This is a genomic window from Streptomyces sp. NPDC054770, from assembly GCF_053611985.1.
In genome coordinates, this window is sequence record NZ_JBSHBL010000016.1 from 84,408 (window position 1) to 97,139 (window position 12,732).

Annotated in this window: 13 protein-coding genes; 3 read left to right on the forward strand and 10 right to left on the reverse strand. The window is 71.3% G+C overall.

Features of this window, described 5'->3' with window-relative positions; all coding sequences use genetic code 11:
• Positions 1 to 207 precede the first annotated feature (207 nt).
• The 7 genes from ACWGKQ_RS16895 to ACWGKQ_RS16925 form a co-directional block, all read right to left on the reverse strand.
• Positions 208 to 1,017 (reverse strand): ABC transporter ATP-binding protein, encoded by an 810-nt coding sequence (locus ACWGKQ_RS16895; RefSeq protein ID WP_453292685.1) that lies wholly within the window; start codon positions 1,015 to 1,017, stop codon positions 208 to 210.
• On the reverse strand, positions 1,010 to 1,939 hold the full coding sequence (locus ACWGKQ_RS16900; protein WP_453292686.1) for an ABC transporter permease: 930 nt from the start codon (positions 1,937 to 1,939) through the stop codon (positions 1,010 to 1,012). The genes ACWGKQ_RS16895 and ACWGKQ_RS16900 overlap by 8 nt, the downstream gene beginning before the upstream one ends.
• 176 nt (positions 1,940 to 2,115) lie before the next feature.
• A complete protein-coding gene (locus ACWGKQ_RS16905; RefSeq protein WP_453292687.1) occupies positions 2,116 to 3,000 on the reverse strand; it encodes a glycosyltransferase family 2 protein in 885 nt (294 codons plus the stop codon).
• The gene (locus ACWGKQ_RS16910; RefSeq protein WP_361290576.1) at positions 2,997 to 3,740 is read right to left on the reverse strand and encodes a CDP-alcohol phosphatidyltransferase family protein; all 744 of its coding nucleotides are present in this window, start codon (positions 3,738 to 3,740) and stop codon (positions 2,997 to 2,999) included. Before ACWGKQ_RS16910 ends, ACWGKQ_RS16905 begins: the two co-directional genes overlap by 4 nt.
• Before the next feature lie 13 nt (positions 3,741 to 3,753).
• Positions 3,754 to 4,815, reverse strand: coding sequence for an iron-containing alcohol dehydrogenase family protein (locus tag ACWGKQ_RS16915; protein WP_453292688.1), 1,062 nt, complete (start codon positions 4,813 to 4,815; stop codon positions 3,754 to 3,756).
• Positions 4,803 to 5,555, reverse strand: a complete 753-nt coding sequence (locus ACWGKQ_RS16920) for a phosphocholine cytidylyltransferase family protein (RefSeq protein WP_453292689.1) — start codon at positions 5,553 to 5,555, stop codon at positions 4,803 to 4,805. Before ACWGKQ_RS16920 ends, ACWGKQ_RS16915 begins: the two co-directional genes overlap by 13 nt.
• Positions 5,552 to 7,321 carry a DUF5941 domain-containing protein gene (locus ACWGKQ_RS16925; RefSeq protein WP_453292690.1) on the reverse strand — a complete coding sequence of 590 codons (1,770 nt, stop codon included), beginning with the start codon at positions 7,319 to 7,321 and terminating at the stop codon, positions 5,552 to 5,554. The genes ACWGKQ_RS16920 and ACWGKQ_RS16925 overlap by 4 nt, the downstream gene beginning before the upstream one ends.
• Before the next feature lie 573 nt (positions 7,322 to 7,894).
• On the opposite strand from ACWGKQ_RS16925, the gene idi reads away from it, so the two are divergent.
• A complete protein-coding gene (gene idi, locus ACWGKQ_RS16930) occupies positions 7,895 to 8,488 on the forward strand; it encodes an isopentenyl-diphosphate Delta-isomerase (protein WP_453292691.1) in 594 nt (197 codons plus the stop codon).
• A gap of 38 nt (positions 8,489 to 8,526) precedes the next feature.
• Here idi and ACWGKQ_RS16935 read toward each other — a convergent pair whose 3' ends face one another.
• Entirely contained in the window at positions 8,527 to 9,021 is a 495-nt protein-coding gene (locus tag ACWGKQ_RS16935) for an ATP-binding protein (RefSeq protein WP_453292746.1), read from the reverse strand.
• Between the two features lie 280 nt (positions 9,022 to 9,301).
• Here ACWGKQ_RS16935 and ACWGKQ_RS16940 point away from each other — a divergent pair, with 280 nt between their 5' ends.
• Positions 9,302 to 10,057: an enoyl-CoA hydratase/isomerase family protein gene (locus tag ACWGKQ_RS16940; RefSeq protein ID WP_453292692.1), complete on the forward strand. Its 756-nt coding sequence runs from the start codon at positions 9,302 to 9,304 to the stop codon at positions 10,055 to 10,057.
• Here the strand turns inward: ACWGKQ_RS16940 and ACWGKQ_RS16945 are convergent.
• Together ACWGKQ_RS16945 and ACWGKQ_RS16950 are read right to left on the reverse strand one after the other, a co-directional pair.
• Positions 10,029 to 10,679 carry a DJ-1/PfpI family protein gene (locus ACWGKQ_RS16945; protein WP_453292693.1) on the reverse strand — a complete coding sequence of 217 codons (651 nt, stop codon included), beginning with the start codon at positions 10,677 to 10,679 and terminating at the stop codon, positions 10,029 to 10,031. The two genes, ACWGKQ_RS16940 and ACWGKQ_RS16945, sit on opposite strands and share 29 nt — an antisense overlap.
• A gap of 7 nt (positions 10,680 to 10,686) precedes the next feature.
• Entirely contained in the window at positions 10,687 to 11,655 is a 969-nt protein-coding gene (locus ACWGKQ_RS16950; RefSeq protein WP_453292694.1) for a GlxA family transcriptional regulator, read from the reverse strand.
• Positions 11,656 to 11,784: 129 nt separating this feature from the next.
• Here ACWGKQ_RS16950 and ACWGKQ_RS16955 point away from each other — a divergent pair, with 129 nt between their 5' ends.
• Positions 11,785 to 12,654, forward strand: coding sequence for an SCO6745 family protein (locus tag ACWGKQ_RS16955; RefSeq protein ID WP_453292695.1), 870 nt, complete (start codon positions 11,785 to 11,787; stop codon positions 12,652 to 12,654).
• Positions 12,655 to 12,732 lie beyond the last annotated feature (78 nt).

The window sequence follows — 12,732 nt, forward strand, 5'->3', positions numbered from 1 at the left end:
GTGTCGCGCATTATCGCCCCACTTGCCGCTTTCCGGGACCGGTACAGCTTACGTTGTACAACGCATCGAGGTTCGTCGGGGTGTCCCGCAGATCACAACAACACACCGATTGGCGTCAAGATTCCTAAGGCGAGCTGGAGTTGACGTTTCCTTTGCAGACGCGGGGCCCCGCCGGAAAGGTTCCGGCGGGGCCCCTGCCGCACAGGGCTACTTGCCCGTGAACTTCTCGTACTCCTGGAGCACCTCTTCGGTCGGGCCGTCCATGCGCAGCTCACCGCGCTCCAGCCACAGGACACGGTCGCAGGTGTCGCGGATCGACTTGTTGTTGTGACTGACCAGAAACACCGTGCCCGCGTGCTCGCGCAGTTCGCGGATCCGGTCCTCGGAGCGCTTGCGGAACGCCGCGTCACCGGTGGCCAGGGCCTCGTCGATCATGAGGACGTCGTGGTCCTTGGCGGCGGCGATGGAGAAGCGGAGCCGGGCCGCCATGCCGGACGAGTAGGTGCGCATGGGCAGGGTGATGAAGTCGCCCTTGTCGTTGATGCCGGAGAACTCCACGATCTCCTGGTAGCGCGCCCTGATGTCCTCCCGGGACATGCCCATGGCGAGGCCGCCCAGGATGACGTTGCGCTCGCCCGTGAGGTCGTTCATCAGGGCCGCGTTGACGCCGAGCAGCGAGGGCTGGCCGTTGGTGTAGACCCTGCCCTTCTCGGCGGGCAGCAGGCCGGCGATGGCGCGCAGCAGGGTGGACTTGCCGGAGCCGTTGGAGCCGATCAGGCCGATGGCCTCGCCCCGGTAGGCGACGAAGGAGACCCCGCGGACGGCGTGCACCTTGCGGACGCCCCGGTCGTCGCCGCGCTTGAAGATGCGGCTGAGAGCGACCGTGGCGCTGCCCTTGCCGGTCTTGGCGCCGTTGACCCGGTAGACGATGTGCACGTCCTCCGCGATGACGGTGGGGATCCGCTCCCCGTGGTTCTGCTCCCCGTGGTTCTGTGCCACGTCGTTCAGATCAGCCACGGCCGTACCGCTCCTCCGCCTTCCAGAAGTACACGAAACCGCCGACGAACACGACCACGGCCCAGGACAGGGCGACGGCCCAGACGTGCGGCGGGAGGTTGGATGCGCCGTAGCCGTCGATGAGGGCGAAGCGCATCAGGTCCATGAAGACGGTGGCGGGGTTGACCTGGAGGAGCGTGCGCGCCCACTCCGGCCGGCCCTCCATCATCTTGGTGATCGAGAACATCACACCGGACATGTACATCCAGGTGCGCAGGACGAACGGCAGCAGCTGGGCGAGGTCCGGGGTCTTGGCTCCCATCCGGGCCACGATCAGGGCCAGTCCCGTGTTGAAGAGGAACAGCAGGAACAGGATCGGGACGACCAGCACCCAGGACAGGCCCGGGCGGCTGCCGAACCCGACCACCACGGCGACCATGACGATCATCGAGAACAGCAGCTGCTGGAGCTGCTGGAGCGCGAAGGAGATCGGCAGCGAGGCGCGCGGGAAGTGCAGCGCGCGCACCAGACCGAGGTTGCCGGAGATCGCCCGCACGCCCGTCATGATCGAGCTCTGCGTGAACGTGAAGGTGAACACGCCGGTGACCAGGAACGGGATGTAGACGTCCTGCGACATGCCGCGGCTGGCGTGCAGGATGACGCCGAAGATGAAGTAGTACACGGCCGCGTTCAGCAGCGGCGTGGCCACCTGCCAGAGCTGGCCGAGCTTGGCCTGGCTGTACTGGGCCGTGAGCTTCGCCTGCGAGAAGGCCAGGATGAAGTGGCGCCGTCCCCAGAGCTGGCGTACGTACTCGACGAGCGAGGGGCGTGCGCCGCTCACCGCGAGCCCGTAGCGGCCGGCGAGCTGTGCCGCCGTGAGGCCCTCGTCGGGCGACGGCACCGCGCTCACCGCGATCCCGCCGTCATGCGTTGTCTCACTCAAGGGTGGATGCCTTCGTCTCCGGATCCGGCTGCGGATTCTTCTTTGGATCCGTCTTCGGATTCGTCTTACGTTCGTCTTACGGAATTGTGCTACTAGGCGCGACACGTCCGCGCCATCGGACACAGTCCCGGGGGTGTCCGCACGCCGTTGCGCGCGGACACGCACCTTCGAGCTTGTCAGATCACCGGGGGACGGCCCAGTCGCGTGAGTTTCCACACGGTCCGCCAGCGCATGGGGCGGCGGGGTCCGCACGAGGTGGTCCAGCCCTCCCGGAAGCCGGCGAACCAGGCGTGCAGGGCCGGGCGGGAGGGGCGGCGCACCAGGGTCAGCAGCAGCCACACCCCGAGGTAGACCGGGACCAGGAGGGCGGGCAGGTTGCGGCGGGCCAGCCAGACCCGGTTGCGGGCGACCATCCGGTGGTAGACCGCGTGCCGGGAGGGGGCGGTGGTGGGGTGGTACAGCACCATGTCGGAGCGGTAGTCGATCATCCAGCCGGCGTCCAGGGCCCGCCAGGCCAGGTCGGTCTCCTCGTGGGCGTAGAAGAACTCGTCCGGCAGGCCGCCGACCTCGGCGAGGACCTGGGTGCGGACGGCGTTGGCGCCGCCGAGGAAGGTGGTGACCCGGGAGGAGCGCATCGGGTCGGAGGCCCGCAGCCGCGGCACGTGCCGGCGCTGGGTCTGACCGGTGTCCGGATCGGCGATGCGGAAGCTGATGATGCCGAGCTTCGAGTCGGCGTCGAAGGCCTGGCGGCACAGCTCGGCGGTGTCGTGCTCGGCGAGCAGGCCGTCGTCGTCCAGGAAGAGCAATATGTCGACATCGCGACCGCTGGGGCCGAAGGCCTCTATGCCGACGTTGCGGCCGCCGGGGATGCCGAGGTTCTCGGGCAGCTCCAGGGTGCGGACGCCCTCGGGGACGTCCGGCACGGGCGAGCCGTTGCCGACGACGACCACCTCGACCGGGTCACCGTGCTGCTTGGCGACCGAGTCGAGGAGGGCGCGCAGTTCGTCGGGGCGGTTGCCCATGGTGATGACGACCGCGCCGACCTTCGGTCCGGCGCTCATCGCAGCCTGCTCGACGCGAGGACCGAGACCAGGTGCAGCAGGGTCTGCAGCAGCGCGATACCGGCGAGCACGGCGGTGCCCAGGCGGGTGAAGAAGAGGTCGCCGCGGACCTGGTCGACGATGGCGAGGACCAGGATGAGCAGGGACGCCTCGATGCCGAGGATGAGCCGGTGGAACCGGAGCAGGGCGGCGGCCCGGCGGGCCAGCGCCATCCCGGAGGAGCGCATCTCGGCGGCGGCCTCCTTGACCACCGGCAGGCCGGCCTGGTGGCGGGCGACGCCGACCAGGTCGGTCTCGGCCTTGATCAGGATGGCGCCGAGCGCGGCCAGGGTGCCGAGGAAGGCCCACAGCCAGTCGATACGGCCGCTGCCGAACAGGTCGGCGGCGCGCAGTCCGAGCCCGACCAGAACGGCCGCGTCGGTGAGGTACGCGCCGACCCGGTCGAGGTAGACCCCGCCCAGCGAGTACTGCTGCTTCCAGCGCGCGACCTCGCCGTCGACGCAGTCGAGGAGCAGGTACATCTGGACGCAGACGACACCGAGCACGGCGCCCGTGATCCCCGGCACCAGCAGGGCCGGGGCCGCAAGCACGCCGAAGACGGTCATCAGGTACGTGAGCTGGTTGGGCGTGACCCTGGTGTTCACCAGGTAGCGGTCCACCCGCAGGGACACCTCGCGCATGTAGAGGCGTCCCATCCAGTGCTCACCGCTGCGCCGGTCCTTGACCCCAGCGGGGTGCACGACCGGACGGAGTTCAGCTACCGATGGCCTTGACATAGTCGACGTAGATGTCCTTGATCTGGTGGGTCTTGAGGTCGAGGTGTTCGAGGATGGTGTAGCGGCCGGGCCGGGTCTCCGGAGCGAACTCCACGACCCGGACGAACTCGTCCACGGTGAAGCCGATCTCCTCCGGCAGCACCGGCAGTCCGTGCCGGCGCAGCACATCGGCCATGTACACGGACTCCTCGTGGGCTCCGCGCAGGAACATCGCGAAGGCCGCGCCGAGCCCGCACTGCTCGCCATGACTGGCGGCACGCCTCGGGAACAGCAGGTCGAAGGCGTGGTTGATCTCGTGGCAGGCGCCGGAGGACGGGCGGGAGTCGCCCGACACCGACATGGCGATGCCACTGAGCACCAGGGCCTCGGCGAGGACCTGGAGGAAATTGTTCTCGCCGATGCCGCCCGGGTGGCGCAGCACCGCCTCGCCGGCCTGCCGGGCCATGGCGGCCGCCAGACCGTCGATCTTCTCGCCGTTGACGCGGTGGGACAGCTCCCAGTCCGCGATCGCCGAGATGTTGGAGACGGCGTCGCCGATGCCCGAGCGCACGAAGCGCGCCGGAGCCTCCCGGATGACGTCGAGGTCGATGACGACCGCGATCGGGTTCGGCACACCGTAGGAGCCGCGGCCCGCGTCGTTGTCGAGGGTGGCGACCGGCGAGCACAGACCGTCGTGCGCGAGGTTCGTCGGCACGGCGACCAGCGGCAGGCCCACCCGGGCCGCGGCGAACTTCGCGCAGTCGATGATCTTGCCGCCGCCGAGGCCGACGACCGCGTCGTAGCGGCCGGCCTTGATCTCGCCGGCCAGCCGGATCGCGTCGTCGAGGGTGCCGCCGCCCACCTCGTACCAGGTGGCGCCGGGCAGGCTCGGCGAGACGCGCTCGCGCAGCTTCGAACCGGAGCCGCCGCTGACGGCGACGGCGAGCCGCCCGGAGTGCGAGATGCGCTCGTCGGCGAGCACGCTCGCGAGGTCGTCCAGGGCACCCGGGCGGATGTCCACGACGACCGGCGAGGGGATCAGCCGGGTCAGTACTGGCACGCGATCTCCCGTCCCCTGGCGAGATCGTCGTGGTTGTCGATCTCGACCCACCGGACGTCGCCGATGGGCGCCACGTCGATCCGGAAGCCGCGGTTGACCAGCTCCTGGTAGCCGTGCTCGTAGAACTGCTGCGGGTCGGTCTCCCAGACCGCCTTCAGCGCGTCGGCGAGCTCGGGGGCCGCGTCGCCCTCGATGAGCGTGACGCCGATGTACTCGCCGGTGGCCTCGGCGGGGTCCATCAGCTTGGTGATCTTCGTCATGCCCTGGTCGGCGCCGACGACGACCTTCATCTCCTCGTCCGCGAGGGACTTGACGGTGTCGAGCGCAAGGATGATCTTCTTGCCGTCGCCGCGGGCGGCGAGCAGCGTCTTCTCGACGGAGACCGGGTGGACGGTGTCGCCGTTGGCGAGGATCACGCCGTCCTTGAGGGCGTCACGGCCGCACCAGAGGGAGTAGGCGTTGTTCCACTCCTCGGCCTTGTCGTTGTCGATGAGGGTGAGCTGGAGGCCGTACTTGGCCTCCAGGGCCGCCTCGCGCTCGTAGACGGCCTCCTTGCGGTAGCCGACGATGATCGCGACCTCGGTCAGGCCGATCTCGGCGAAGTTGCCGAGGGTCAGGTCGAGCACCGTGATCGAGTCCTCTATCCCGGCGGGCCCCACCGGCACCAGCGCCTTGGGCAGGCTGTCGGTGTAGGGGCGCAGACGCCGTCCGGCGCCGGCCGCCAGCACGAGGCCGATCATGCGGGTTCTCCTTCATCGTGTACGGCGGGAGCCCCTGCGGACACCCAGAAGCGGATGCTCTCGACGAGCACCAGCCCGGCCACGACCACGGCGAGGACCGTGAGCGCGACCTTGAACTGCGCGGCGGTGAGTGCCGCGGCCAGGACCGTGACGAGCAGCGTTCGCCCCTCCTGCCCCCCGACGGCACGTACCAGCCAGGCCGGTGGCGCCCCGGCGTCGCCGCGGATGCGGTACACCGTGTCGTAGTGATGGTAGGCGACGGCGGCCACCAGGCCGAAAGCCGCAGGAAGGGCTCCGTTTACCCCGGCTTTACTTGCGAGGATGAGCACGGTGCCGTACTCGGCGGCGCGGAAGAGGGGCGGGAGCAGCCAGTCGAGGGCGCCCTTGAGGGGGCCGGCGAGGGCCCGGCCGGAGGCGACGGCGTAGACGAAGGCACCCACGACCGGCGCCCAGGTCACCCCGGAGAGAAGGGAGGCGGTGAGAACCGCCACTCCGGCGAGCGCCAGGATGAGCGGGTTGCCGATCGGGGTACGCCCGCCGGCGCGGGACACGATTCCCGCGAGGGGGCCGTTGTCGGCCAGGTCCGCGAGTGCCTTCGCCGCCCGGTCGGTGCGCCTGGCCTTCCGGGTCAGCGACCGCAGCACCCGCCCGGCCGTGGTGTAGGTCGCCGCGAAGGCACAGCCGACCAGCAGCACGTAGAAGGTGATCCGCGGGGTCGTGGCCGCCGTCAGGACGGCTATCAGGGCCCACCGTTCGCCGATGGGCAGGACTATCATCCGGCGCACCCACACCGTCCAGCCGACGCTGTCCAGCTTGTCGGAGAGCGCGGCGGTGGGGCTGGTGTTGGCGGTGGCGTCGTGGTTGGCCTCGTTGAAGGAGAAGTCGACCACGTGCCGGCAGGTCTGCAGGATCATCGCGCCCAGCGCCAGCGCCCAGACGTCATCGCCGCCGCGTGCGGCGCCCAGGGCGAGGCCGGCGTAGTAGGCGTACTCCTTGGCCCGGTCGAAGGTGGCGTCCAGCCAGGCGCCCAGCGTGGAGTACTGGAGGGAGTAGCGGGCGAGCTGGCCGTCCGTGCAGTCCAGGACGAACGAGCAGATCAGCAGGGCGCCCGCGGCGACGAAGCCGATCCGGGTGCCGGTGGCCGCGCAGGCCGCCGCGATCAGGGCGGTGAGCAGCGAGGCGGTGGTGACCTGGTTCGGGGTCAGTCCGCGCCGGGCGCACCAGCGGGCGATGTACCGGGAGTACGGGCTGATGAAGAAGGTGGTGAAGAAGCCGTCGCGGGACTTCACGGCCGACTTCAGGCGGACGGCCTCGTCGTCGACGGCGGCGACGGCCTGCCGTACCTCGTTGCGGGCCTGCGGGTCGTCGGGGACGGCGGCGACGAGACTGCCCAGCTCGGGGCGGTGGACGTCGGCGTCCAGGGCGGTGACCAGGCCGTCGACGGCGAGGTCGGTGCCGCCGCCCGCGGCGGCCTCCCGGGCCAGCGCCCGGCCGAGAGCCTGGCGGCCGGCCGGCTGGGCGGTGACGGCGCCGGGGATCGCGGCGAGCGGGAAGCGCGGGTCGGTCAGGCCGAGGCGCAGGGCGTGCAGGTGGCCGACGAAGCGGGCGTCGACGAGGGCCACGCGCCGGTCGGCGGGTACGGCCGCGAGGAGGTTCCGGGCGTCGGCGGCGTCAGTGGCCGCGAGCACCTCGAAGCCGAGTGCCCGCAGATCGGTCTCCAGTGACGATCCGGGGACCGGCTGACCGGTGACGATGGCGGTCGACAACCGAACTCACTCCCTGGGTGCGGCGCACGGCGCGCCGGTTTCTCCTGCGTGGCGGGGCGCGGTGTACCTGGCGGCCCCCGGGTGGCATTCGGCAGAGGTTAGCGGATGGTGAGGACTGCTTGTTCACCGGCCGTTCACGGCCCGGTAGGCCCACTCTGCCCCGGCCTTTGCCGAGATCATCATCCGTGATCCGGGCCCCGGCCCACAAACCGCGCTCGCAGAACGGGCATTGGGGACACGGGGCGGTACGGCCCAGCGGGCGCCGACCGGTCACCCCGGACGCACGTCCGCTCACAATCGGTAGCTCAGGGTGCCCCGCCCTGGCGGACCGCCTGCCGCCGCTCGTGGTCAGGCGCGGCTCTGCCACCGACCCGGGCACGGCCAGGACCTGGAACGCAGCGTTCCGCGCTCCCCCGGCGTCCTTGTGTTCGAGGCCCCCGGACGGTTCCCTCGCGCACCCGTAGGGCACGATCAACTACGGGGTCCCTCTTCCGGCGTGCCCGTGCCGGGAAGTGCCGGGAGTGTCGGATTCGTACGGCAGACTTGGTGCGAAGACCGAGGCGAAGGATGGGTATGCCGATCACACCTGCGACCGCGACGCACAGCACGTCGGAAGGGACCGTAGACGCGATTTTCCTCGAACTCGTCGACGAGAAGGGTGTGACCATCGGCACCGCGGAGAAGCTGGCCGCACATCAGCCGCCCGGGCAGCTGCACCGGGCCTTCTCCGTCTTCCTCTTCGACGAACACGGCCGGCTGCTGCTCCAGCAGCGGGCGCTGGGCAAGTACCACTCCCCCGGCGTGTGGTCCAACACCTGCTGCGGCCACCCCTACCCCGGTGAGTCGCCCTTCGCGGCGGCGGCCCGGCGGACCTTCGAGGAGCTGGGGGTCTCCCCGTCGCTGCTCGCCGAGGCGGGCACGGTCCGCTACAACCACCCGGACCCGGCCTCCGGCCTGGTCGAGCAGGAGTTCAACCACCTGTTCGTCGGCATGGTCCAGGCGCCGCTCGCGCCGGACTCGGAGGAGGTCGAGGCGACCGCCTTCGTGACGGCCGCCGAACTGGCCGAGCGGCACGCCCAGGAGCCCTTCTCGTCCTGGTTCATGACCGTGCTGGACGCGGCCCGCCCGGCGATCAGAGAGCTGACGGGCCCGTCGGCGGGCTGGTGAGAAGCCTCACAGGACTTTGCTGAGGTCTCCTCGGGGCCTCACGGCAGCGTCGCGGGTTTGAGCGGCAGGGCGGCCCAGATCACCTTGCCGCCACTCGACGTGTGCTCGACGTCCACGACCCCGCCCGCCTCCCGGGCCACCTCCCGCACCAGCAGCAGCCCCCGGCCGCCGGTCTGGCCGTGGTCGGCCTCCAGGGCGGTCGGGCGGTAGGGGTGGTTGTCCTCCACCGACACCCGCACCCACTCGGCGCCGACGGCGACCTCGACGGCGAGCATCGGCGACAGCAGCGCCGCGTGCTTGACCGCGTTGGTGACCAGCTCGGAGACGATCAGCAACAGCCCGTACACCAGGTCCTCCGAGACCGGGACGCCCTGGCGCTGGAGCAGGTCCCGTACGGCGTGCCGGGCCTGCGGGACCGAAGCGTCCACGGCGGCGGCGGTGAACCGCCAGACTCCTTCGTACGGCAGCGGATCCGGCGGCGGCGCGCCGCCCGCCTCTGGACGCGGGTCGTGCCCACGCCCGTGGTTCTCCATCGTCCGGTCGCCACCCTCGCGCTCGATTGTCACCACACGTCGAGTGTTGGTAACGACCCGCTCCACTCCGGATGACTGAACACAAGTCAGCAACTATCGAGCGGATCTGACCGTTGGCGTATGACAAGGTCAGTTGTGGTGCGACTCTTGCCCTCCTCGATGCCGACTTCGCGAACTATTCGGGTTGTACGGGTATGAGAACTTTCCGGGGCGCCACCGAGATCCCGCCCTTCCTCTGCCCTTCCACCGCCCTTCCACCGCGCGGATACCATCCCGCACTATGGAGCCCCGCCTCGACCACCAGGTCACAAACGCCGTTGCCACGGTAGTCATCGGCAACCCGGCCAAGCGCAACGCGATGACCGCGGAGATGTGGCGTGCCCTCCCGCCCCTCCTCGACGGCCTCGCGGGCGACCCCGCCGTGCGGGTCCTCGTCCTCACCGGCGAGGGCGGCACCTTCTGTGCCGGTGCCGACATCTCCACCCTCCAGGGCTCCCCCGCCGAGGCACAGACCCTCGCCGTCGCCGCCGAGGAGGCCCTCGCCGCGTTCCCCAAGCCGACCCTCGCCGCGGTGCGCGGCCACTGCGTCGGCGGCGGCTCGCAGCTCGCCGCCGCCTGCGATCTGCGGTTCGCCGAGGAGGGCGCCCTCTTCGGGGTGACCCCGGCCAAGCTCGGCATCGTCTACCCGGCCGCCTCCACCCGCCGCCTGGTGTCCCTCGTCGGCCCTGCCACCACCAAGTACCTCCTCTTCTCCGGCGAGCTGATCGACACGGAGCGGGCGCTGCGCTCCGGTCTGGTCGACGAGGTACTGCCGGAGGGCGAACTGGACAAGCGGGTCGCCGAGTTCACCGGGATCCTGGCCGCCCGTTCGCAGCTGACGCAGGCGGCCGCGAAGGAGTTCGCGAACGGCCGCACGGACCGGGACGCGCACTGGGCGGAGCAGGCGTGCGGCAGCGGCGACACCGCCGAGGGCGTCGCCGCGTTCCTGGAGCGCCGTCAGCCGCGGTTCACGTGGGCTGTTGCGCGCCGAGGATGAACCGGCTCATCGAGCGGAGCAGGTCGACGACCTCGGCGGGCGCCTTCTGCGGGGAACCCGCGTCGTAGGGCGGCTGCGGGTCGTACTCGATGCCGAGCTGTACGGCCTGGGCGACGGCGTCCCCGGCGATCCGGCCGAGCAGGGCGAGGCCCATGTCGATACCGGAGGAGACGCCCGCCGCGGTGACGTACTTGCCGTCGGTGACGACCCGCTCCCCGGTCGGCTCGGCGCCGTACTTGCGCAGTTCGTCCAGGGCCAGCCAGTGCGAGGTGGCGCGGCGTCCTTCGAGGAGGCCGGCGGCGGCCAGCAGCAGGGAGCCGGTGCACACCGAGGTCGTCCAGGTGCTGGTGGCGTCGGCGGAGCGGATCCAGTCGAGGAGGACCTGGTTCGTCATCTGCGGGGTCTGGCCGGGGCCGCCGGGCACGACCACGACATCGGGGTGCGGCACCTCGGCGAAGGTCCTCTCGGCGATCAGGGCGAGGTTCCCGTTGTCGGTGCGGACGGGGCCGGCCTCCTCGGCGACGAAGACGACCTCGGAGTCCGGGAGCCGGCCCAGGGTCTCGTACGGCCCCACGGCGTCGAGGGCGGTGAAGCGGTCGTAGAGGGCGATCGCGAACTGCATGGCTCTCCTAGCGGGGCTGGCGGGCGGGGGCCGGGCTGAACCGGCGCCGGTATTCGGCGGGAGTCGTACCGAGGGCCTTGAGGAAGGCGCGGCGCATCGCTTCGGGGGTGCCGTAGCCGCTGGCGCGCGAGACCTCCTCGACGCCGTCGCCGGTGTCCTCCAGGAGCCGGCGGGCGTGTTCCAGCCGGACCCGGTCGACGTAGCGGCCGGGCGTCGTCCCGGTCTCGGCCTGGAAGGCGCGGGCGAAGTGGCGGGGCGAGAGCACGGCGCGGGCGGCCAGGGCCTCGACGCTCAGGTCGTCCTCCGGGTGCTCGGTGATCCACTGCTGGACCTCCCGGAGCGGTGCGCGCCGCGCGGTCTGGGCGGCGAGCTGGGCGCTGAACTGGGCCTGGTTGCCGGGCCTGCGCAGGAACACCACCAGGTGCCGGGCGACGGTGAGCGCGACGTCCCGGCCGAGGTCCTCCTCGACCAGGGCGAGCGCGAGGTCGATGCCGGAGGTGACGCCGGCCGAGGTGGCGACGTGACCGTCCCGGACGTAGATGGGGTCCGGGTCGACGTCGACGGCGGGATGGTCGCGGGCCAGCTTCTCGCAGTACGCCCAGTGGGTGGTCGCCCGGTGGCCGTCCAGGAGCCCGGCGGCGGCGAGCAGGACGGCGCCGGTGCAGACGGAGACGAGCCGCCGGGCACCCGGCCCGTGCGCCCGCAGCCACGCCACCAGCTCCGGATCGCGACGCCGGGTGCCCTGGCCACCGGGGACGAGCAGGGTGTGCGGGTCGGACGCGTCCGCCAGTGCCTGGTCCGGTACGACGGTCAGCCCGCTGGAGGTGCGCACGGGAGCGCCGTCCAGGGAGGCGGTACGGATGCCGTAGCTGCCCGGCGTGTGGGTCTCGGCGCCGGCGAAGACCTCCACGGGGCCGGTGACGTCGAGGCTCTGGACACCGTCGAAGAGGACGACGAGAACGGTTCGCTGCGCCATGTCATCGATTGTTGGCCGGTCCCGCGATGGCCGCAATGACGGGCAGCCCACCTTTCCTGCCATGCCGGACGGACTGCATCACCGCCGGACACTGGAAGTCCGTACCAACCAGTCACTAGCGTGCGGCCCATGACAACCGCCGTCCTGGAGCCGCATGCCGGCCGCCGCTGCCACACCCTGCTCAATTCCCTGCACGCGACCCACTTCTTCAGCCCCGAGCTGGCCGAGGAACTGGCCGCGCTCGGGGTGACCCACCCGCGGGCCGTCAACTTCGCGGTGCGGGCGGCCGCGTTGGGGCCGGTCGGGGCCGGCACGGTGACGGCGACGTTCTACAACTACAAGCACGAACTGGTGGCCCGGCATGTGCCGGCCGTCTGGGAGACCGCGTCCCCGAAGGATGTCCTCGCCGCACGCGCGCGTGCCGTCGACGCGTCGATGCGGCGGCTGCTCGGTGCTGCCGCGGTCGTCTCCGACGGGATGGCCGAGGCCGCGCGGCTCGCGCTGTGCGCCACCGAGGCCTGTTCACGCTCCGGCCGCCCGCTGTACGCCGCCCACGCGGACCTTCCGGTGCCTCAGGAGCCCCACCTCGCCTACTGGTACGCGAGCATGCTGCTGCGCGAGCACCGCGGCGACGGACACCTCGCGGCGCTGCTGGCGGCCGGCCTGGACGGGCTGGAGGCGGTGGTGACGCACACGGCGACCGGCAAGGGCATGACCCCGAAGTGGGTGTTCGCCACGCGCGGCTGGAGCCAGGACGACTGGGACGCGGCGGTGGCCCGGCTGCGGGAGCGCGGGCTGCTCGACGCGGCGGGCGAGCTGACCGAGGCGGGGGTGGCCCTACGGGCGGCGATCGAAACGGAGACGGACCGACTGGACCGGGCGCCCTACGAGCACCTGGGGGCCGCCGGGGTGACCCGCCTGACAGAGCTCGCAGCGGGCTTCGCGAGGGCAGCGGTGGCCGCCGGGGCATTTCCGGCGGATCTCATCGGCAAGGGGTGACGGAGGCAGGGGGCAGGGGCCGAGGGCCAAGCACAGTTCGGCACCGCCGGACAGCGCCGCCGGGGCCGAGCGCCGCTG

Bases quoted from the DNA above. Each gene is read 5' to 3' on its own strand.
- ACWGKQ_RS16905 (WP_453292687.1), bottom strand. From the start codon at position 3,000: ATGAGCGCCGGACCGAAGGTCGGCGCGGTCGTCATCACCATGGGCAAC.
- ACWGKQ_RS16920 (WP_453292689.1), bottom strand. From the start codon at position 5,555: ATGATCGGCCTCGTGCTGGCGGCCGGCGCCGGACGGCGTCTGCGCCCC.
- idi (WP_453292691.1), top strand. From the start codon at position 7,895: ATGCCGATCACACCTGCGACCGCGACGCACAGCACGTCGGAAGGGACC.
- ACWGKQ_RS16955 (WP_453292695.1), top strand. From the start codon at position 11,785: ATGACAACCGCCGTCCTGGAGCCGCATGCCGGCCGCCGCTGCCACACC.
- ACWGKQ_RS16940 (WP_453292692.1), top strand. From the start codon at position 9,302: ATGGAGCCCCGCCTCGACCACCAGGTCACAAACGCCGTTGCCACGGTA.
- ACWGKQ_RS16945 (WP_453292693.1), bottom strand. From the start codon at position 10,679: ATGCAGTTCGCGATCGCCCTCTACGACCGCTTCACCGCCCTCGACGCC.
- ACWGKQ_RS16935 (WP_453292746.1), bottom strand. From the start codon at position 9,021: ATGGAGAACCACGGGCGTGGGCACGACCCGCGTCCAGAGGCGGGCGGC.
- ACWGKQ_RS16950 (WP_453292694.1), bottom strand. From the start codon at position 11,655: ATGGCGCAGCGAACCGTTCTCGTCGTCCTCTTCGACGGTGTCCAGAGC.